At 54.0% G+C, this 14,705-nt stretch carries 10 protein-coding genes and 1 tRNA gene; 8 read left to right on the forward strand and 3 right to left on the reverse strand.

All coding sequences use genetic code 11. The features are described 5' to 3' along the window. Positions 1-129: 129 nt before the first annotated feature. Positions 130-1,146, forward strand: a complete 1,017-nt coding sequence (locus RIB44_17915; protein ID MEQ8618452.1) for a DUF1559 domain-containing protein — start codon at positions 130-132, stop codon at positions 1,144-1,146. Between the two features lie 91 nt (positions 1,147-1,237). Further along, a complete protein-coding gene (locus RIB44_17920; protein ID MEQ8618453.1) occupies positions 1,238-1,678 on the forward strand; it encodes a hypothetical protein in 441 nt (146 codons plus the stop codon). A gap of 38 nt (positions 1,679-1,716) precedes the next feature. On the opposite strand, the gene gyrA is transcribed toward RIB44_17920, so the two are convergent. Next, positions 1,717-4,497 carry a DNA gyrase subunit A gene (gene gyrA / locus RIB44_17925; GenBank protein MEQ8618454.1) on the reverse strand — a complete coding sequence of 927 codons (2,781 nt, stop codon included), beginning with the start codon at positions 4,495-4,497 and terminating at the stop codon, positions 1,717-1,719. 346 nt (positions 4,498-4,843) lie between these two features. On the opposite strand from gyrA, the gene RIB44_17930 reads away from it, so the two are divergent. Further along, positions 4,844-5,716, forward strand: a complete 873-nt coding sequence (locus tag RIB44_17930) for a CARDB domain-containing protein (GenBank protein ID MEQ8618455.1) — start codon at positions 4,844-4,846, stop codon at positions 5,714-5,716. A gap of 82 nt (positions 5,717-5,798) precedes the next feature. On the opposite strand, the gene RIB44_17935 is transcribed toward RIB44_17930, so the two are convergent. Both RIB44_17935 and RIB44_17940 read right to left on the reverse strand, forming a co-directional pair. After that, positions 5,799-6,881: a substrate-binding domain-containing protein gene (locus tag RIB44_17935; GenBank protein ID MEQ8618456.1), complete on the reverse strand. Its 1,083-nt coding sequence runs from the start codon at positions 6,879-6,881 to the stop codon at positions 5,799-5,801. Between the two features lie 147 nt (positions 6,882-7,028). Beyond that, positions 7,029-8,534 carry an alpha-L-fucosidase gene (locus RIB44_17940; GenBank protein MEQ8618457.1) on the reverse strand — a complete coding sequence of 502 codons (1,506 nt, stop codon included), beginning with the start codon at positions 8,532-8,534 and terminating at the stop codon, positions 7,029-7,031. Positions 8,535-8,752: 218 nt separating this feature from the next. Between RIB44_17940 and RIB44_17945 the strand changes: the two genes are divergently transcribed. The 5 genes from RIB44_17945 to RIB44_17965 all read left to right on the forward strand — a co-directional run bounded on the left by RIB44_17945 (position 8,753) and on the right by RIB44_17965 (position 14,676). Further along, the gene (locus RIB44_17945) at positions 8,753-9,391 is read left to right on the forward strand and encodes a hypothetical protein (GenBank protein ID MEQ8618458.1); all 639 of its coding nucleotides are present in this window, start codon (positions 8,753-8,755) and stop codon (positions 9,389-9,391) included. 27 nt (positions 9,392-9,418) lie between these two features. Then, positions 9,419-9,652, forward strand: coding sequence for a hypothetical protein (locus tag RIB44_17950; GenBank protein MEQ8618459.1), 234 nt, complete (start codon positions 9,419-9,421; stop codon positions 9,650-9,652). A gap of 101 nt (positions 9,653-9,753) precedes the next feature. Further along, positions 9,754-9,827 (forward strand) — tRNA-Arg (locus tag RIB44_17955). A 455-nt stretch (positions 9,828-10,282) separates the two neighbouring features. Beyond that, positions 10,283-12,985 carry a glucosidase gene (locus tag RIB44_17960; GenBank protein ID MEQ8618460.1) on the forward strand — a complete coding sequence of 901 codons (2,703 nt, stop codon included), beginning with the start codon at positions 10,283-10,285 and terminating at the stop codon, positions 12,983-12,985. Positions 12,986-13,278: 293 nt separating this feature from the next. Beyond that, positions 13,279-14,676 (forward strand): hypothetical protein, encoded by a 1,398-nt coding sequence (locus RIB44_17965; GenBank protein MEQ8618461.1) that lies wholly within the window; start codon positions 13,279-13,281, stop codon positions 14,674-14,676. Positions 14,677-14,705: the final 29 nt, after the last annotated feature.

Raw genomic sequence — 14,705 nt, forward strand, 5'->3', positions numbered from 1 at the left:
CATTATTCATCGAGAGTGTGCGTCGGCAGATGCCCTAGTAGTCTCTTCGTTTGAGCGGCTTCGCAGCACTCGTAGATTCTTCTTTTCGCTATTCTCAAGTCATTCGATCACGCTTTTGCGGGTTTCACCATGGAATACAGTTATACCTCGTCTCGGTCAGCCACGCGGTCCCGAGGTTTCACGCTCGTCGAGTTACTCGTGGTCATCGCCATTATTGGCGTGCTTGTTGGCTTGCTGCTACCCGCCGTTCAGGCAGCACGCGAAGCGGCTCGGCGATCGCAGTGCATCAACAATTTGCACAATATGGCGCTGGCTGTGCAGACTTACGAAAGCTCCAAGGGGCATTTTCCAGAGAGCTATGGAGGCTTTGGCAGAAACACCCAGCAGGGCGAGATTCCCGCTGAAGATAACAATCTTGAGACGGGCGTAGGCTGGCAACTGATGTTGCTTCCACAGTTGGAGCAGCAATCGCTTTTCGATCAGTTCGACAGTTTAGGAGCTCTAGAAGGTTTCTTTAATGCGCCTTCATCCAGCGGGCTCGGACTGCAACGCCAGGCAGTTCTTGATGCGGGGCTTCTGCAGACTCAATTGCCAACTTATATGTGTCCGTCTGATGCCTCGGTGCAGCAGCTATCGACCGAGCAATTTCAATGGGCGGGTAAAACTGTCGCTACAACTAGTTATAAGGGCAACTCCGGCAATCCTTGCCCGCCGGGAATCTTTGATTGTACGGAGCGAACGTATGAAGGAACAACAACTCGGTATGTGCCGCCTGGGATGCCCAGTTTGGGAGTTCTGTCGTACGCGGACTACCGGCAGCCAACCGAAGTTCGGATGATTGAAGATGGACTCTCGAATACGCTTCTCATCGGAGAAGACATTCCAGAGCACAACGATCACAGTACCGTCTTCTACGCGAATTCGAATTCATCCATTACCTCGACTCAGCTCAACTATCTTCCACAGCCCCCAACGCCTCGAGATTGGAGAATCGTACAGAGTTTCCGCAGCTATCATCCAGGGGGCGCGAACTTCGCAAAGTGTGACGCTTCGGTGACTTTTATCCCTGAGTCTATTGACATTGATGTTTATTGGTGGCTTTCAACTCGAGATGGCCATGAGGTACTGAACTCGACAAGTTTCTGACCGTTGCGAGCCGCGGATTACGCTCGATATAACTAGCGTTGACAGTTTAACTCTTCACATTAGTCCGCTGACGATTGATTAATCACACTCTATGAAGAATTCGAAAACCATTGATCGGTTAGTCGTCTGTTTGTTTGCAATGGCCGCCCTTTTGCAGGCCGGTTGTAATGATTTGCCTGCAACTGTCTCCGGCGTCGTTAGTGTCGGAGGAAACCCTATTCCGGATGGAAAAATCGGATTCTATCCGGTCGCAGGAGGACCGCCCGCCGTATCCAATATCGGACCAGATGGAAAATACGAGGTTAGAACTGCTTCGCGTGATGGGTTGGCTACCGGAGAGTATCTTGTGAGCGTCACGAGTTACGATCAAGAAATCACGATGGGGATGTCGCAGCAAGAGGCGCTATCTCATAGCCGAGTGGCGTACAAATACACCTCGCGCAAAACAACCGACTTAAAGGCGAACATCGTAGACGGAGAAAACGATCTGCCGTTCGACTTAGAGCCCCCGCCAAAGAAGCCGAAGAAATAGTTCGGTACGGCTCGCCTAAACAACTAGGTTAGGAAGCCCTACTCTTCTTCGCCGCTCGAATCTTCCGTCTCGCTAGGCGTAGCGACGGCATCGACTTCCTCGTCCGCCTCTTCCTTCGGCACGCGGACGATCGCCGCGAGTGAATCGTCGGCGTCGAGGGTCATGAGGTTCACGCCTTGGGTGTTGCGGCCGATGACGTTGAAGTCGCTGACTTTGACACGCTGGATTTTGCCGCGGGCGGTCATCATGAGAAGCTCGTCGGTTTCGTCGACGCGGCAGATGCCGACGACTTGGCCATTGCGGTCGGTCGTTTTGATGTCGCGTAGGCCCTTGCCGCCACGGTTTTGGGTGCGGTAGCTATTGCTGCTGCTGATGTCGTCGTTACCCGTTACAGAATTGTCGCCTTCGGCACTATCTGCGTTCGGGCCGAAGTAGGTTCGCTTGCCAAAGCCTTTCTCAGTTGCGGTCAGCAGCGTGGCTTCCGGATCGGCAACCACCATGCCGGCGAGGTGATCGTCCTTGGCGAGATTGATGCCCTTCACGCCGCTGGAGTTACGACCCATGGAGCGTGCATCGGTGGCGCGGAAGCGGATGGCCATTCCTTGAGCAGTCGCCAGTATCACCTCGTCGTCGGGACCGGTGACGACGACGTCCATCAGTTCGTCACCCTCTTTGAGTTTGATGGCGATGATGCCGGTTTTCTTGGGACGGCTATAGGCTTTGAGGTCGGTCTTTTTCACAAGACCGTTACGGGTGGCCATCAAGAGATGATGGTCTGGTCGGTCGAAGTCGCGGATTGCACGGCAGTCGGCGATCTTCTCTCCCTCATCTAGGTTCAACAGATTCACAATCGCCCGGCCTTTGCTGTCGCGCGACAGTTGCGGCAGGTTGTAAACCTTCTGCCAGTAAACTTTGCCGAGGTTCGTGAAGAACAACAAGTAGTGGTGTGTGCTCGTGACGAATAGATGCTCGACCGGATCGTCCTCTTCGACCTTCGCGCCTTTGATGCCCTTGCCGCCACGTTTTTGAGCGGAGTAGACGCTGGCCGGGGTGCGTTTGATGTAGCCTTGGTGACTGATCGAGACGACCATTGTCTCCTCTTCGATCAAGTCCTCCATGTCGACATCGCCGATTTCCTCATGGTCGATTTCGGTGCGACGCTCGTCGGCGTGCTTGTTGATCAGCATCTCGCAGTCTTCACGAATCATGGTGAAGATGCGTTGCGGATCACCAAGAATGTCCACGTAATCGGCAATTTCGACGAGCAGCTTGTTGTGCTCGTCGGCAAGTTTTTCTTGCTCGAGGTTCACCAACTGGCCGAGCGTCATGCGCAGGATCGCATCCGCTTGCACGGGGGTAAGCGAATATTCCTCGGCGACACCGCGCTCTTCTTGAAACTGGGAGTATCCTTCGTCTCCCAAGGCACGCTTGAGCAGTGCGCCTGGGGTTTTGATTTGCATCAACGCCTGCTTAGCTTCGGGCTGTGTTTTCGAGGCTCGGATGACGCGGATGACTTCGTCGATATTCGCATGAGCGAGCAGCAAGCCTTGAACGGTATGCTTCCGCTTGCGTGCCCGTGCGAGGAGGAATTGCGTGCGGCGGCGGATGACCGTGACGCGGTGGCGGAGAAACTCTTCGAGCATCTCCTTGAGCGAAAGCATCCGCGGCTTGCCATCGACCAGGGCGATCAGGATGATCGAGAACGTGTCTTGCAGTGGCGAGAACTTGTAGAGCTGGTTGAGGACGACATCGGGATCGGCATCACGCTTCAGATCGATGACGATCCGGACTGGCTCTTTGAGATCGCTTTCGTCTCGAACGTCGGAAATGCCGACGATCTTGCCCTCGTTGGCGAGCGCGGCGACTTTGAGCATCACCGCATCGCGTGATTGCTGGTAGGGAATTTCGTGTACGATGATTCGCGTCTTCTTACCCTTCTCTTCGGTACTAGTGCGGGCGCGGACAGTCACGGTACTGCGGCCTGTTTGGTAGCCCTTCAGAATTCCGCTGCGGCCACAGATCATACCGCCGGTGGGAAAGTCAGGCCCGGGGATGATGTCCATCAACTCAGGAACGGAAATTTCCGGGTTATCCATCAGGGCGATCACCCCACGGCAGACTTCACCCAAGTTATGCGGCGGGATGCTGGTCGCCATACCGACAGCGATACCGCCGGAGCCGTTGACTAGCAGGTTGGGGAATTTCGATGGAAGAACTGTCGGCTCGACGTTGCGTTCGTCGTAGGTGGGAACGAAGTCGACCGTGTCGAGTTTCAAATCGTCGAGCATGATCGACGCGATTTGCGACAGACGGGCCTCCGTGTATCGCATCGCCGCGGGAGGCAGGCCGGCGATCGAGCCAAAGTTGCCCTGTTTGTCGACCAGCACATGCCGCATATTCCACTCTTGGGCCATGCGAACCAAGGTCGGATAGATGACACTTTCACCGTGGGGGTGATAGTTACCTGACGTGTCACCGGAGATCTTCGCACACTTCACCCGCCCTGCCCCAGGCGAGAGGTTGAGGTCGTTCATTGCGACCAAAATGCGCCGCTGCGAGGGCTTCAGTCCGTCGCGCACGTCGGGCAGTGCGCGTGAGACGATCACGCTCATCGCGTAGGTGAGGTAGCTGTCCTTGAGCTCGTCTTCGATCGGCAAGTCCAACAGCCGCGCAGCGATGGCGGTGGACGGATCGAAGTTCGGCACGATGGGGTTGCCCTCAGCGTCGTTGCCGGGCGTGCCGTCGGGGTTGAGATTCGCCCCGTGGTCGGTGGGGTTGGAGTCTTCCGGATTGGTGTCGTTGGTATCGTCGTCCGCCACGCGTGGGGTCCTTCGTTCGTGCTTTTTCGTGCAAAGATAGCGTAGGGAATTAGCTCCCGAGCAAGCACTTAACTTACCACTTTTCGAGCCACTCTGACACCGGTGCAGGCCGTTGAAATGACGCTGAAAAACAAGGTGTTTTCTTCACCGTTAGTGTCAAGCGTGAGGCGGTAGAAATAGTCCGCTGAAATGCGCGTCAAAGCCAGGGTTGCGATGGCGACTGGTGTAACGTCTGAGTCTGTTAACCGCTTTGACAGAGAGAGACAATTTTCCATAAGCCGGCGTTGCCTGCCGCCGAGTGGGACAGACGATTGCGACCGAATCGGTCGCGAGGAGGAACAGAAAAGTGAGAAGTTTACTAGTAGCTTTGGTTGGTATCGTTGCCTTGGTTGGCCCTGCTGTTGCGCAGGCTCAAAACCAGAAGCGATTCTCTCGGGCTCGTTTGCCAGAGGCCGTGAATGGGCGACAGTCGAAAAGCCTAAACCGGAACACAAAGGAAGTCACACAGGCACAGTCCTCTCAATTGCCAAAGGGGCAAGCGGCCAAAGCGAGCACGTCGACAGGACGGAACAACCCCAACGATCCACAGTTCCAACCGAAGCCTGACTTGGTTGCGCTCTATGTCATCGACCGAGGGAACACGGCGATCATTGCCGTTCAAAACCGCGGCAAAGTTAGGTCGAACGCGACAACTGCTCGCTTGGTGATCTCTTCACTGGGAGCGGCAGGGACAAAGGTTCGCAACGTCAGCCTCGGTTCGCTTGAGCCTAATGGAACGAAACTGCTGCACGTGCGTGGACTGTTGTTGAGCCATGTCTCGATGTCCGTCCGAGTCGACGCTGCTGATAAGAATCAGGAATCGGATGAGACCAACAACTTGGCCTTCCATGTGGTCGAGGACCAGACGAATAACGGCCCGGACATGGCGATCACGAAGATCCAGTTCTTCTCAAAGCAGAAGGAAGTATGGGTGACAGTGCACAATTATGGCAAGAAGAAGGTCGACCGTTCAACTTTGCACTTAGAGAGCAAATTCGGACTGAAGCTCAACGAGCGGATGCGGCATACGATCAAAGACCTCAGACCGGGGACGCATCAGATCTATCGATTCTTCCCGAAACAGATGCAGCGAGGCATGCAGTTCGAGGCGATCGCCGACATCAATAACCATGTCCCTGAACAAAGCGAAGGGAACAATCGTCGTACGCAAACCTATTAGTTGAGAATAAACGTGCTCCCTACCCACAGGTACCCTGGGGTAGGGGCACATTTTCACGGTTTGTGCGTGGCGAGCCGAAGAGCTATGCCGCTTCGGATTCTTGCTTTGATTCAGCTGCTTTCGTCGCGGTTCCGTTCAGCCGCTTTTTGAGTTTTTCTCGGAAGCCTTCGACATCGTCTTTACCGATCGCCTGGGTCAAGACGTTGACCGCTCCACCGCCAACAAGGGGCAACTGGCTTTCGTGCCCGTTGTGTAAGGAGGCTAGCATTCGGACCGCTTCGTAGCCGTAGAGGTAAGGGTCTTGAGCAATGGTGGCGTGGATGTTGCCTTCGGCTACGCCGTCGAGAGTTTCTTCAGCAGCGTCGAAGGCGATGATCTTGAGCTCGCCGAGTTTGCCCGCCTCTTTGAGTGCTTGAAGCAATAACGCTCCGTGATAGCCATTCATGCCGACGACGCAGTCAAGATCTGGGTTTTCTTCCAAAGCTTTGGCGAGGTTTTCCTTTGTCTTTGCCTCACTGCCTTCGTCAATGGCATACACAACGGTCTCCCAATTCGGCCCGTCGCCGTCGTTATCGACTTTTTGGTTAGCCTTCACTTCCGCTTCTTCGTAGCCGAGTTTCCGCTCCTTCGTGTTGCTTTTTGTTAGATTGGAAATGAAAACTGCCACTTTTCCCCCGTCGGGGACAGCTTCGCGGACCAACTTGTGAGCAATTCGCCCTGCGCGAAAGTTACTGGTGCCGACATAATAGAGGCGTTCTGATAGTGGAGCGTCTGAGTCGAACGTGACGACGTGCATTTTATCGGAGAGGCGATTGATTAGCCGGGTTTGAGAGTCCGCATCGAGCGGGCTCACTGCACAGCCGTCGATTTCGGAATCCTGCAGAGCAATCATAATGCGCATCTGCTCGTCGGCGCCCTCAGCCTGCGAGGGCATTTTCACCTCGAGCTCGACATTGTGCTCCTTGGCAGCGGCCTCGGCTCCCTTGGCGGTCAGTTTCCAAAAATCGTCAGAGCCGCCTGTAACAAACACGGCCCGGGTAGTCTTGTTTCCCTTGGCGATTGGATCGACCGTTACGGAACTGCGATACCAGGCCGCTGCTCCGATAGCAATAAGTGCCAAGAGTATTAGCCCCCACTTGCCACCCGACGTTGTGTTTTCGGACATCGCGATTCTCCTTGAAGAGGCAGAAGAGATTGAGAAGAGAGACTTATATCATGGGATGAAACGGTCGTGGCAGCAAGCAACCGGCGCCGGAAACTTAAACAAGGCGAAATGAATCACTTCTCTTTCGATCTGAAACAAGGCATGTAACTATTCCAATTCGATCTTGTAGACATTGGCTATATCGTCAAGCGGCTCGCCGATGACCGGCGGGATCGTCAACTCCAATCCCGCGTCGGTTGGTTTCATGGCGATCGATTCACCGTTACTCAACAGCTTCACGCTTGCGACATTTAGCGCTGGGCGTCCGTCGGACTTGGCGAAGCCTTGGAGGAGCACTGTGTCTCCAGGAGCCGGTTTGCCTAATTGAAAGGCGTAGACTGTCTTGCCCTTCTGGGTGTAGCGAATGTCTTCAGCCGTCTTTGCTTTGTCCGTCTTTACGCCCCCGAAATGGCCTTTTTCGTCCTTGGCCGTACCGTGACCGAAGACAACGAAAGGCCGTGTGTCGTAAATAGCTTCGCCATATTTGTCGAGCCACTTGCCCATTTCTAGCAGTACGTTGCGTTGCCCCTCGGGTATACTGCCGTCGGCCTTGGGCGAGATGTTGAGAATCAATTGACCGTTCTTGCTGACGATGTCGATGAGGCTATGCAGCACGACTCTCGTTGGTTTGATTTTCAGGTTCTCGGTATAGCACCAACTGCCGTAGCTGATGGTATCGTCGGTGAGCCAGACAAACTCCGTCTTGTCCTTCATGCCTCCTTTTTCCAGATCAAGCACACCGACGGTCTGTGGTAAGTCTTCTTGCTTGTAGGTGACGAGTACTTCTTGGCCCTTCTTGGCCGCTTCGTTGAAGTAGTAAGCAACAAACTCTTGGCGGATCTCTTCAGGGATCTCGTGCAACCAACTGTCGAACCAGATCAGTTCAGGGTCGTACTTATCGATCACTTCTTTGAGCTTGCCCAGCCACATGTCGAGGAACTCTTCACGCGGCATGTAGCCGTAAAGGATGGCTCGCTTCTTGTCCTCGAGCATTGAGGGGAAGTTGGTTTTCGCACCGGAGTAGTGACCGGTCCACTGCCCCTTCTCGTTCTTCCAAAGACTGTTCCGTGCGTGATGGAAAGTGACGGCCAGCTTCATATCACGCTTGCGTAGTGCCTTGGCCATCTCGCCGGTGATGTCCCGCTTGGGGCCGGTGTCCATCGAGTTCCAAGGCGTTAGCTCACTGTCCCACATCGCGTAGCCGTCGTGATGCTCAGCTACGGGGCCAGCGAAGCGAGCGCCGGCTTTCTGGAACAGGTCACACCACTCTTCAGCATCGAAATGCTCCGCGGTGAAGTCAGGTACAAACTTGTCGTACCCAAATTCCGTGGGCACCCCATACTTGTTGACGTGGTGAGTGTATTCCTTCTTGTCCTTGAGGTGCATATGCCGTGGGTACCACTCGTTGCCAAAAGCCGGTACCGAGTAAACGCCCCAGTGGAAGTAGATGCCGAACTTGTCGTTGCGAAACCACTCAGGGGCAGGCGTGTGCTTGGCGAGGGATTCCCAGTTCGCTTCGTAGGGGGCCTGTTCGTGCTCTTTGGCACTAGCAGATGCCGTGAGAAAAAGAAGTGAGACCACTACAGAAAGAAAGCCGAGGTTCTTGAACTTCATCGAGAGATTCCTCTAGAGAGTGAGTTTTGGGGATATCGCAACCACGAAATGCTCCTAGCCGGAGTTCCATGCATGATAGCAGGTTGGCGACTTGCCGTTGCGTAGGGAGACTTCCTGCAGCTCTGGGTTTTTAGCGAAAAAAGGCTTACAATATTTGCTTATTCCTGACGAAACACCCAAAGCCCTCTCAACGACTCTTATTTGACGCAGCGAACCTTATGGCGAAGGTCACTCTCCCCGCAGGCTACAATACCCCCGAGACGGAAGCTCCGGTGGAGATCGAGTTGAAAAGTCCCGGGACCGCTGCCTTGCTGGCGTGGCTGGTGCCCGGGTTGGGGCACGTCTATCAAGGACGAACGGGAAAAGGCATCCTGTTCTTCGTTTGTGTCATGGGGACGTTTCTTTACGGAATGGCGTTGGGCGAAGCGAAGGTCGTCTACGCCGCCTCGACGAGCCCGTTGCCGATTCCCGGTCCGTTTTACGAGCGATGGCAGTACGCCTTGCAAGTTGGCGTTGGCTTGGCAGCAATGCCTGCATATGTGCAGACATGGCGCGATCCAACCGGTAACTCGCAAGCCAACGGGGAAGAGGGCGGCTTCATGGCTCCGCCCAGACAGCGTCGCTTCCGATACATTGACGACTCTGGTAACGAGACGTTCCAGCCAAATGAGCAGTCGTTATGGGAAGTGAAAATGCATCCCAACTACGAGATGGGCACCGTCTACACGGTGATCGCCGGACTATTAAACCTCTTAGTGATCTGCGATGCGTATGCTGGCCCGCTTGTGATTCTTCCTCCCGCAAAGAAGGAAGACGATACGGACTCCGAACCTGATTCTGAGTCTACCGATCCCTAACGATCGCACCTTGATAGAAGTTTAGCGATGTTTGCAATACTCACGACTTTGTTGGCAATCCAATTCCCATTGCCACTGGGAATCATGAACCTTTGGCACGCCGTGCCCCTCGTGGTTAGTGTGAGCTTGGTTTGGTCGGCCACACGACACGAATTGATGCCTTCCATCCTCCGGCATGCCGTCCGATTCGCTGTCTGGGTGCTTGCATTCATGGGGCTTTTCATGGTTCTCCTATCCGTCATGCAGCATTTGGCCAGTTGAAAGGTACGCTGTTCATCTTCGAGATTGCTGGGCGAGCCCAAGCCGGTGCTTGTGATTGGGGCACCAGAATCGTATGCTGACGACATAAGAAAGACTTACACGCACTTGTAGCTCAATTGGATAGAGCACTGGTCTTCGAAACCAGGGGTTGTAGGTTCGAGTCCTACCAGGTGCGCTTCCTGAGCCCTTGATGGTAAATTCCTTTTCGCAGCGGCCTCGGTAGGAAATGCGGATTCAACACTCTCGTATGTCAGTAAAGATACTGACAAACATTCCTGGGGGGTCTCATCTGAACCACCGCTCTGAGCAGACGTCATGGTTATCGTCTGCACAAGTCCTCTCGTCCGGCCATCGTTAGCTGCAATTGCCAAGCCAATTATTCTGGCCTAATTCCGTCGGCTTAGAGTATCGCGGAGTTACTACGCAGCCGCTTGTTGAATGCAACCTAAGGCAACTGCAAGCTTCGCTTTGTTGGCTGTCCATGATCTGTTGCGCTGCGCTTGCCTACTTCTCGACATTAGTTTCCTACTCATAATGAGTGCCAAGGACTGAGGCGGGTATCGCTCAGAATCGAGGCTCGATTCGATGCATAGATCGTTAGGCCTGTGACGAATTACTAAGAAAGCATCCATGATGGAACCCCCCACAGCCGAACACGCCCGCCTCGCAGAAGAGAAAGCCCGTGAGCAGAACTGGAAGCGTTGGGGTCCCTACCTTTCCGAGCGACAATGGGGCACCGTCCGCGAAGACTACTCTGCCAATGGCGACTCTTGGCGAGACTTCCCCCACGATCATGCTCGCAGTCGGGCTTACAGGTGGGGAGAAGACGGCTTGATGGGTTTTACCGACCGACAGTGTCGGCTTTGCTTCTCAATCGCGCTATGGAACGGCAAGGATCCGATTCTTAAGGAGCGCCTGTTCGGTCTCACAGGTCCCGAAGGCAATCACGGTGAAGACGTCAAAGAGTGCTACTACTACCTTGACTCGACTCCAACGCACTCTTACGCGAAGGCATTGTACCGTTATCCGCAAGCAGAGTTTCCCTACCAGCTATTGGCAGAGGAGAACGCCCGACGTGGCAAAAGCAGTCGTGAGTATGAGCTAGTCGATACGGGAGTGTTCAAGGATCGCCGTTATTTTGACGTGGTGACCGAATATGCAAAGGCGGGACCCAACGACCTTCTGGTTCGCATCACAGCCACCAATCGTGGTCCAAAGGAGGCCGAGTTGTGGCTCCTGCCAACCCTCTGGTTTCGTAACACTTGGATCTGGGGCTGCAAGCACGAGGGCTGCACCCTGAAGCCGAAGCTCGCTTTGGTCGGCAACGGTTCTTTGGAAGCAACTCACGAAACTCTCGGTAGATTCTACGCTAGTTTCAGTCACCATCCGTCTGGTGACACTGCCAAGGTGCTCTTTACTGAAAACGAAACTAATAGCAAGCTTCTGTTCGGCAGAGAGCAATACACTCCTTATGTCAAAGATGCGTTCCACCGATATCTGATCGATGGTCAAGAAGATGCGGTCAACCCGCAGCAGCTCGGCACGAAAGCAGCAGGCCTCTACCGATTGCAAATACAAGCAGGTGAAAGCCAAAAAATCGAAGTTCGTCTCTTTGAAGAAGGTGCTTCAAGTACCGCGGCCTTCGGTGAAAACTTCGATCAAGTGTTTAATGATCGCCTTATTGAGGCAGACGCATTTTATGACCATGTGATTGGTCCCAATGCAGACAATGAGCAACGCAACGTCTCTCGGCAGGCATATGCGGGGTTGAATTGGACCAAGCAGTTTTATCACTATATCGTTGAGGATTGGCTCGACGGTGACGAGGTGATTAATAAGCCACCGGCTCAGCGACGGAGTGGACGCAACCACAAATGGGGGCACCTCTATGCTCGTGACGTACTGAGCATGCCAGATAAGTGGGAATATCCTTGGTTTGCCGCCTGGGACTTGGCCTTCCACATGATTCCACACTGTCGAATTGATCCAGAATTCGCAAAGAATCAACTTCTGGTACTCTTGCGCGAATGGTACATGCATCCCAACGGTCAGTTGCCGGCTTATGAGTTCGCTTTCTACGACGTCAACCCACCCGTACACGCTTGGGCCTGCCTGCGTGTGTACCAGCTGACAGGTGGCAAAGACCGAGAGTTTCTCGCCAAGTGTTTCGGTCGATTGCTGCTCAATTTCACATGGTGGGTGAATCAAGTGGACGATGGCGGCGATAACGTCTTCGCCGGGGGCTTTCTCGGGTTGGACAACATCGGCGTTTTCGACCGCTCCAAAGGTCTTCCAGCGGGAGCCAAACTGGAACAAGCCGATGGAACTGCCTGGATGGCTTTTTACTGCGGCACAATGTTGTCGATCGCCCTCGAAATGGCACGTGAAGATCCTAGCTACGAGGATATGGCGTCTAAGTTCCTTGATCACTTTGTCCGTATCGCTGACGCAATCAACAGTCGTAACGGTGCGGGCCTTTGGGATGACGACCAAGGTTTCTACTTCGACCAGCTACAGATCGACGGCCAGACCATCCCGATGCGGGTGCGCTCGCTAGTCGGATTGCTTCCACTGATCGCCGTAGAAGTACTCGATGAACCTTTGGTTCAATGCCTCCCTGCTTTTAAGAATCGATTAAAGTGGTTCCTCACTTACCGTCGTGATTTGACCAAACAAGTGTCTCTAGCCGATTGCCCCAAAGGGTCGAGAAAAATGCTTTTGGCGATTCCTAATCGCGAACGCCTGGAACGAGTCCTTCGGGTGCTACTTGATGAATCTGAGTTCCTTTCGCCCTTCGGGATACGCTCGCTCTCAAAGCGTCACGAACACGAGCCGTTCAACCTAAGAATCAGGGGACAGACACACAGCATCCGTTACGTGCCTGGAGAGTCGGATAGCTACATGTTCGGCGGCAACAGCAATTGGCGAGGTCCCATCTGGTGGCCAACTAGTTATCTCTTGATCGAATCGTTGGAGCGATACTACGAATTCTATGGTGACGACTTCCAGGTGGAATGTCCTTCTGGTTCGGGGCAGATGAAGAACTTGCTCGAAGTGGCACGCGAAGTCAATGACCGGCTAACTCGCATCTTCTTACCTAGCGAACCTGACGGTGCACGGCCCTGCTTGGGTGCCACCTGTTGCCCGAAAGAGTATTTCGACTGGCAAGGCGAGGTGCTTTTCCACGAGTACTTCCATGGAGACACGGGCGAGGGACTCGGTGCCAGCCATCAGACTGGCTGGACCGCTCTTGTAGCAAACTGTATCGAGCGGCAAATCGGCAAGCACCCCACAGTTGACGGTGTTCACGCTTTTCATGGCCAGGAGCTTTAGCCCTAGTTGCCGCTCCAAATGAGGTGTGAAATCTCCGACTCCCTCCTTATGGAACGAGCCAAGAATACGGGGTGTGGTGAGATACGTTTTCTTGCCAATCACATAAATTGTATTGTCCTGCCAAGCGACTAACTCCTTTAGCGGGTCCCGCCTGCACAAGATCAAAACTTGAGCTCAGTCTGGTCGTTGCTGAATCTCGCAGTGAGATTTGTTCTCTCGTTCCACTGAATTCGATTCCCTAGCCACGGTAGCTATTCGCTTAGCCCGATTGCTTTCGTAGCTATACTAGATAGATGCCAGTAGCCACTCCACCGCTGACGGAGAATGCCTTAGCAGAGGAATCGGGTTTAGCGACCGATGCTCTGCAGCCGGATCCGTTTCCGCTACCGCTAACGCCATTCGAGCGGATGATGCTTGCCGAGGACCGCGCTGAGTATCCGATGGTGGCGACAGTGGAGTTCGATTTCTCTGGTCGTCTTGATCGCACGGTTCTGAATGACGCCTACGCAACGGCGATCGCGAGGCATCCTCTCTTGCGAGCGCGAGTGGAAAAGCAACCATTTAAGCAACCTATTTGGGTTGCTGCAGCAACTGCCCAGGTCGAGTATTCGAATGAGGAGGCGGGCTTTCCGCTGAAGAGAATCGATTTATCGGAGTTGTCAGGGCTCTTGCTGCGCGTAAGTGAGGTTGCCGATCGGGTGAAGCTGCAACTCCATGTGCATCACGCCTGTTGCGACGGAAGCGGGATTTTCTCGTTCTTTCAAGATTTGCTACTGGCTTACCATCAGCAAGTCGCGGGAGAGACACCCCAGTTGACTCCGTTAGATTTCGACGCGTTACCGAGAAGAAATAAGTTCCCGCTGTCGTCCAAATCGATTGGCCAGTGGCTCTATCGGATCGGTTTTGGAATCCGTGAAGCGGCAAAGTTTACCCTTAGGGCAATCGAGCCACTTGTTAGCAGCAATGATCGTGGAAAAGGGATTTCTGGCTTTCATCAAGTTGCGTTGCAGACCGAGGGAGAACTCCTCAAGGGTTTGAGAAAAACCGCTGTACGTGAAGGTGTCACACTGAATGACTTACTGTTGCGAGATTACCTTGCTACTTTGGGCGATTGGCAGCGACACAATCGCGATAGTACCTTGGCGAAAGAGCGATTCCGATTGCTAGTTCCTTGTGACCTGCGGACGGAACAACACGCGGAACTCCCTGCTGCGAACGTTCTTGGATACGCATTCTTAACCCGCGACATTGCGGACTGTGAGCATTCGGATGAGTTGCTCCAAAACGTCCAAGCGGAAATGGCTTTTATCCGTGAGACGAATGCTTCGCTCTACTTTCTGCGTTGCCTGAATGTGGCGGCCCGAGTGCCGGGCGGCATGGCTGGCATTGGACGGTCCCGCGGTTGTTTCTCAACAAGTTTATTAAGCAACTTGGGCGACCCCTCGAAGTATCTCTCGCGGGAACTCCCCCGAGACCGCGGCAGAATCAAAGCGGGCGATCTTGTTCTAGAAGACATCGTTGCTCACCCTCCCCTGCGAGCGGAAACCAGGGCGGGAATCGTCCTTATTACCTACAGGAATCAATTGTCGCTGGGGCTGACATGCGACGCTCGTTATTTTTCTGAATCGGCGGCTCAGGAACTTGGCTCACAGTTTCTCATGGTGCTCAAGAAAACCGCTACAAGTAGCTAATTCCGATTAGAATAGAAACCCACTCTGTT

The sequence above is a fragment of the Lacipirellulaceae bacterium genome (assembly GCA_040218535.1).
Lineage (GTDB): Bacteria > Planctomycetota > Planctomycetia > Pirellulales > Lacipirellulaceae > Adhaeretor.